Genomic DNA, 6,634 nt, shown 5'->3' with positions numbered 1-6,634 from the left:
ATGAAAACCGATTTGTTAGCTAGCCGTCACATCGGCATCAATGAACAAGACACAGCCGTGATGCTCCGCAAAATTGGAGTAGAATCACTGGACGAACTTATTGATAAAACAATTCCTGCCAATATCCGGCTGAAAGAGCCGTTAGCATTGGCGAGTCCGCTGACGGAATACGAATTTGGAAAACACATCGCCGCACTGGCAAGTAAAAACAAACTGTACACCACCTATATCGGTCTGGGCTGGTACAATACGATTACACCTGCCGTTATCCAACGGAATGTATTCGAGAATCCGGTGTGGTACACTTCCTACACTCCTTATCAGACTGAAGTGTCGCAAGGACGCCTGGAAGCATTGATGAATTTCCAGACAGCCGTGTGTGACCTTACTGCCATGCCGCTTGCCAACTGTTCGCTACTGGACGAAGGAACTGCCGCTGCCGAAGCTGTCAGCATGATGTATGCCCTGCGTTCCCGCACCCAACAGAAATCGGGTGCAAACGTAGTCTTCGTTGACGAAAATGTCTTCCCGCAAACACTGGCTGTCATGACTACACGTGCCGTACCACAAGGTATCGAACTGCGCGTAGGCAAATATAAAGATTTTGAACCCTCACCGGAAGTCTTCGCCTGCATCCTGCAATACCCTAATTCCAACGGAAACGTAGAAGATTATACCGCATTTACAGAAAAAGCGCATGCAGCCGAATGCAAAGTAGCTGTCGCAGCCGATATTCTGAGTCTTGCCCTGCTGACTCCACCGGGAGAATGGGGAGCGGACATCGTATTCGGAACGACCCAGCGCCTGGGCACACCGATGTTCTATGGCGGCCCGTCTGCCGCTTACTTCGCCACAAGGGACGAATACAAACGGAATATGCCGGGACGTATCATCGGATGGTCGAAAGATAAATACGGCAAACTCTGTTACCGCATGGCTTTGCAGACACGCGAACAGCACATCAAGCGGGAAAAAGCGACATCGAATATCTGTACGGCACAAGCCCTGTTGGCTACAATGGCAGGCTTTTATGCCGTTTACCACGGGCAGGAAGGTATTTCAACCATTGCTTCGCGCATCCACAGTATCACCGTATTCCTCGACAAGCAGTTGAAGAAATTCGGATATACCCAAGTAAACGCACAATATTTCGACACATTGCGTTTTGAACTGCCCGAACACGTTTCGGCACAGCAGATTCGTACGATTGCACTTAGCAAAGAGGTAAATCTGCGCTATTATGAGAATGGGGATGTAGGTTTCAGCATTGACGAAACTACGGATATTGCAGCCGCTAATGTGTTGCTTTCCATCTTTGCCATCGCTGCCGGAAAAGATTATCAGAAGGTAGATGATATTCCCGAGAAAAGCATCATCGACAAGGCTTTGAGACGGACGAGTCCTTTCCTTACTCACGAAGTATTCAGCAAATATCATACGGAAACGGAGATGATGCGTTATATCAAACGTTTGGACCGCAAGGATATTTCACTGGCTCACTCTATGATTTCCCTCGGCTCATGCACGATGAAATTGAACGCTGCTTCGGAGATGCTGCCTTTAAGTTGTTCAGAGTTCATGGGTATGCACCCGTTGGTTCCCGAAGACCAGGCAGAAGGATACCGCGAACTGATAAAGAACCTGAGTGAGGATTTGAAGATTATCACCGGTTTTGCAGGAGTCAGCCTACAACCGAATTCGGGTGCTGCGGGCGAATATACCGGCCTTCGCGTGATTCGAGCTTACCTTGAGAGTATCGGCCAGGGACATCGGAACAAAGTTCTGATTCCGGCATCGGCTCACGGGACGAATCCCGCATCGGCTATTCAGGCAGGATTTACGACCGTTACTTGTGCCTGCGATGAGTTAGGAAATGTGGATATGAACGATTTGCGTGCCAAAGCAGAAGAGAATAAGGATGAATTAGCCGCATTAATGATTACCTATCCCTCTACTCATGGTATTTTTGAAACGGAGATAAAGGAGATTTGCAATATTATCCATGCGTGTGGTGCACAAGTATACATGGATGGCGCTAACATGAACGCACAAGTAGGACTGACCAATCCGGGATTTATTGGCGCTGATGTCTGCCATCTGAATCTTCACAAGACATTCGCTTCTCCTCATGGCGGCGGCGGCCCGGGAGTAGGCCCTATCTGCGTAGCAGAACATCTGGTTCCTTTCCTGCCCGGACATGGCATCTTCGGAAATGCACAAAACCAGGTTTCTTCGGCTCCGTTCGGAAGTGCAGGCATTCTGCCTATCACATACGGATATATCCGCATGATGGGTACGGACGGTCTGACACAGGCTACCAAAATAGCGATTCTGAATGCGAATTATCTGGCTGCTTGCCTGAAAGACACTTATGGTATCGTCTATTGCGGAGCAAACGGTTTTGTGGGACACGAAATGATTCTGGAATGTCGCAAAGTACACGAAGAGACAGGTATTTCGGAGAATGACATCGCAAAACGTCTGATGGATTACGGCTACCATGCCCCTACCCTTTCTTTCCCCGTTCACGGCACATTGATGATTGAGCCTACGGAAAGCGAAAGCCTTGCCGAACTGGACAACTTCGTAGATGTCATGCTGAATATCTGGAAAGAAATTCAGGAAGTGAAGAATGGTGAAGCAGACAAGAATGACAATGTATTGATTAATGCTCCGCACCCCGAATATGAAGTGGTCAATGACCTTTGGGAACATTCATACACACGCGAGAAAGCTGCTTATCCGATAGAGAGTGTACGTGAGAATAAATTCTGGATAAACGTGGCACGTGTAGATAATACGTTAGGAGACCGCAAATTGTTGCCGACCCGTTACGGAACATTCGATTGATATGCACCTCTGAGGCATCTCGGAGAGCATGGCGTTTTATAAAAGCTAAAGCGGCGTTTTAGGAGTCCTAAAGCGCCGCTTTAAATGTTGTAAACCGCCGCTTTAAGAACCATAAAACGCCGACTCAGGAAAATGAAACGTGGGTTCAGAAGCGTTGAGGTGTCGTCCCCGGGAATGGTAAGCAACCGGATATTCTCTATCTGACAATCGTTACCGTACCCGCTTTCACTTTTTTCTCTTTCATCGGAGTTTTTGGGTCAGCATATCCCAATGCCACACAGCCATACACCTTATGATTTTCGGGCACTCCCAATGAAGTAATGAACTCACGCACTTCGGGGTCATCGCAAGTCGTTCCGAGTTGGTTAATCCAACAAGAACCGATTCCCAAAGATTGAGCGGCAAGGAACATATTCTCTATCGCACAGGCACAGTCCATCCCTGCCCACCATTGGGCAGGCTCATTAGAGACAATGACTAAAGTCGGAGCATGATAATAGCAGCAATAAGTCTTACTATGACCACGTTCCTGCAAACGGGCATCCTCACTTTTTGCGAAAACTCCTTTAATACGTTCATTCAGTTCCGTCAATTTATCCATATTTTGAATAGCCGTGAAATGCCACGTCTCCAGATGCATCCCACTCGGAGCATAAGTTGCCGCTTCCAGAACCACCTGCAAATCCTCTTCTGAAACTTGCTGATTCGTATATGCCCGTACACTACGACGTGCTTTGATGTTTTCTAAAATCTCATTTGTTTTCATACTATCCTATGTTTAGAACCTATCTCGTTTTAAGCTTATCCTATTTAAGCCTGCCTGTTCAGGGCCTATCTTTTAACCAGACCAATCTTTGCATTCAACTTGAAATAATAAACCCCGTTCTCCCTTTCCAGGAACCCGTATTTATCCTTTTCCAAAGAACCTTTCTCCAAACGTGTATTCAGGAACAGAAAATCTTCCATAACCTGCTTTTCCGATTTATGATAACAGAGTACATCCCCGCTCCCATCTACCAAGAGAATACCTTCCACAGCCGAATCCAGTCCATTATAAATCTTCGCAGGACGCATGCCCAACGCCAATGCCATCAAGAACTGCTTCACCTTAAACTCATAGAACTTATGCTTGTTAATCAACTCATCCTTAATCTTCAACGGATTCACCTGTTTGATAATCTCCGTCAGCTCACTGATACGGGATATGCCATCCAAATGCATGATACGCACCATTTCCGCCAATACACGCGGGAAATGCAAGTCAATCATCAAGAGGTTGCTACGAAATACTTTATCGGCCACATCCGAATATTTGAGTACACCGCCCAAACGTTCAATCATCATCATCCGCTCGGACACTTCATTAGGAGATTCGGGCAAAGCATTAATCTTGTTCACCGTAGGAGTGGCAAATTTAATTCCACTCTGCTCCAGTTTCAGATTCGCCGCACGTCCACCGTCCAGCAACGGATTCATAGCACTCAACCGTGAACGGACATTAAAACCTCTCACCGGTGCTTCCGGATGCCAAAAGGCAACGGAGAAGTCTGTCCGGTCTTCCGTCTTCGCCTCCAAGTCAAAAATACCCGCTTCATCGAGAAATTCTTCCACTCCGTCCGGCGAAGTCACGTCATTCTCCGAAGAAGACTTGACAGCTTGTAAGATCAGTCCGGCAACAATACCAAAATCTTCACGAGGCATGGATTTTACGCCTGTTGCTCCTTCAATGCGGATTGTCTCTTCTTCAATATAGTAACGACGCGTTCCGTCATGTTCTTCCCGTTGAATCATTGCAACAGGCCAGAACACTTCTCCCGCCTTCGCCTCTGCCGTACCTAGTACCACTTTCCCATCTGCTAACAAGCGGAAGAAAGTATAAAGTTCACACCATTCTTTTTTAGTTGCTTCAAATGCCATTATCTTGTTCTTCTTTATTTTACTAATTATGTTTTATAATTGAGTTATGCTTTTATTGACTGATAACCCGCGGTAATTCCACAGACGAGACAAAAGGTGGAACCACATACATCACTTCCTCTAATGGCGGCAATTTTCCTACCTGTGCAAAGAGTGAATTGCGTATCCATTCCTTAGGGGTAACCACAATAAAACGTCCTGTCCAGCATCCGTCAAAATAAGAAGGATTGCCCGGCTGTTTCTTTATGGGATAACAGATATTTTCTCCTTTGCTCCGCATCTCCGGCGAACGACCGGGATCATTCACCCACACGTGTTTATCATCAATCCCACGAAGTACCATCCAATGTCCTCTCGCCCCGGGACGCAAGCCACGCACCGCACCTGTATATCTCACATTCACCAATACAGGAATACCACGGTCGATATAATCCTTTAATATCCGGTAATCTTTCTGCTGGAAATGCTCGGCACTTACCATATTTTCGTAATAACGGGCCAGTGAATCTATCTCAAAAGCATAATAACCACCCTGCCCTATCGAAGTACGCCGACGGAAAGGAGCATGCTTTTTCAGGAAGTAATTCCGTTGATATTCCACCAGTTTCTTTTCAGCATCCTGAGCCGACCGTTGTTTGTCAGTCGTCATCCCCTTGAAATAGTCGAATACCATTAATGAGGAAGCCAGGGAACAATGCGAATAAGGGCATCCCGTGATTTTCTGCGAATACCAGGGAACAGGAATATTATTGGGGGCTAACTTCAGAATCTCTTGAGCCTTCCGAGTTCCCTGAGTATTCCGGGCCTCCTGGGGTTTCCGAGTCTCCTGAATATGCTGAGTCTCCTGTGCACAAACCCAGGTATTCCCCCATGCAGAAAAGCCCGAAAGCAGAATAAAAAATATGTAGTTTTTCTTTCTCATTCAATTTCAATCTAATCGACCGATCTCAACAACAACGACTTTCAGCACATCAATTCTCTCCATTATCAAGAATCCGTGCAGTCTCCACCTTTTCCAGTCGTGCTCGCAGTTTCGGCATCATCGAGCGGCGAATCCGCAACGTCATACTGCAATCCATATCATACGACTGGTTGAGAATCTCAGGCTCCTCTTCTTTCACAATGCGCATCACATCATTCATAAAAGGATATTCGAACATGACCGTCACATCATCATCCACCGTTTTCTCTATAATCGTAGCGGCAGCGATAGCTTCGGCAGCGGCAGCTTTGTAAGCCACAATCAATCCGCTGGTACCCAGCTTGATTCCTCCGAAATAACGGACTACGACAATCAGAATATCCGTCAGTTCATTGGAGTTAATCTGCCCGAGAATAGGCTTGCCTGCCGTACCGGAAGGTTCCCCGTTGTCATTGGCACGAAAATCCTTGCGTGCCGCACCCAACATATAAGCATAACAGACATGCCGGGCATCATAATACTTCTTTTGATACGTTTCAAGATGTACCTTTATCTCGTCAATTGTACGCACAGGAAGTGCGATAGCAATGAACTTGCTTCGCTTTTCTGTATAAATACCTTCGGAAGGTTCAGTGATGGTTTTATAAGTATCTTCAGCAGTCATGGCACAAAGATACGGCTTTATTGAGAAAATTCAATCTATCATTTGGAAATATTAAGTGATGTTCGTTCATCAATATACGTTCGAATTGATGCAAACAAGCGGTCGTTTCAGTACAAATGAGCGATTGTTTTACTACAAACAAACGGTTATTCTATTATAAACGGACGGTCGAACTGCTACAATCGACTGTATGATTGTAACGGTTCGACCGCTTGATTTTATTAAATAACGTGAGTTCGATATAAGGGTTAGAATTATTTATTTGAAAATTAGGAACATAG

At 46.0% G+C, this 6,634-nt stretch carries 5 protein-coding genes; 1 reads left to right on the top strand and 4 read right to left on the bottom strand.

Annotation, left to right across the window (positions count from 1 at the left end; all coding sequences use genetic code 11):
• Positions 1 to 2,850, top strand: coding sequence for an aminomethyl-transferring glycine dehydrogenase (gene gcvP, locus RDN93_RS21290; RefSeq protein ID WP_308747329.1), 2,850 nt, complete (start codon positions 1 to 3; stop codon positions 2,848 to 2,850).
• Positions 2,851 to 3,046: 196 nt separating this feature from the next.
• Here the strand turns inward: gcvP and RDN93_RS21285 are convergent, their stop codons facing one another.
• The 4 genes from RDN93_RS21285 to RDN93_RS21270 form a co-directional block, all read right to left on the bottom strand.
• Entirely contained in the window at positions 3,047 to 3,616 is a 570-nt protein-coding gene (locus RDN93_RS21285; protein ID WP_308747328.1) for a nitroreductase, read from the bottom strand.
• Between the two features lie 65 nt (positions 3,617 to 3,681).
• Entirely contained in the window at positions 3,682 to 4,767 is a 1,086-nt protein-coding gene (locus tag RDN93_RS21280; protein ID WP_308747327.1) for an HpaII family restriction endonuclease, read from the bottom strand.
• A gap of 52 nt (positions 4,768 to 4,819) precedes the next feature.
• The gene (locus RDN93_RS21275; protein ID WP_308747326.1) at positions 4,820 to 5,689 is read right to left on the bottom strand and encodes a C39 family peptidase; all 870 of its coding nucleotides are present in this window, start codon (positions 5,687 to 5,689) and stop codon (positions 4,820 to 4,822) included.
• 49 nt (positions 5,690 to 5,738) lie between these two features.
• Entirely contained in the window at positions 5,739 to 6,353 is a 615-nt protein-coding gene (locus RDN93_RS21270) for a YigZ family protein (RefSeq protein WP_308747325.1), read from the bottom strand.
• Positions 6,354 to 6,634 lie beyond the last annotated feature (281 nt).

This window comes from uncultured Bacteroides sp. (assembly GCF_902491285.1).
Classification (GTDB): Bacteria; Bacteroidota; Bacteroidia; order Bacteroidales; family Bacteroidaceae; genus Bacteroides.
The sequence above is the reverse complement of the archived record's forward strand: the minus strand, read 5'-3'. Positions and strand labels throughout refer to the sequence as shown.

Excerpts from the sequence above, each read along its gene's own strand:
- RDN93_RS21280 (WP_308747327.1), bottom strand. The coding sequence starts at position 4,767 with ATGGCATTTGAAGCAACTAAAAAAGAATGGTGTGAACTTTATACTTTC.
- RDN93_RS21285 (WP_308747328.1), bottom strand. The coding sequence starts at position 3,616 with ATGAAAACAAATGAGATTTTAGAAAACATCAAAGCACGTCGTAGTGTA.
- gcvP (WP_308747329.1), top strand. The coding sequence starts at position 1 with ATGAAAACCGATTTGTTAGCTAGCCGTCACATCGGCATCAATGAACAA.
- RDN93_RS21270 (WP_308747325.1), bottom strand. The coding sequence starts at position 6,353 with ATGACTGCTGAAGATACTTATAAAACCATCACTGAACCTTCCGAAGGT.
- RDN93_RS21275 (WP_308747326.1), bottom strand. The coding sequence starts at position 5,689 with ATGAGAAAGAAAAACTACATATTTTTTATTCTGCTTTCGGGCTTTTCT.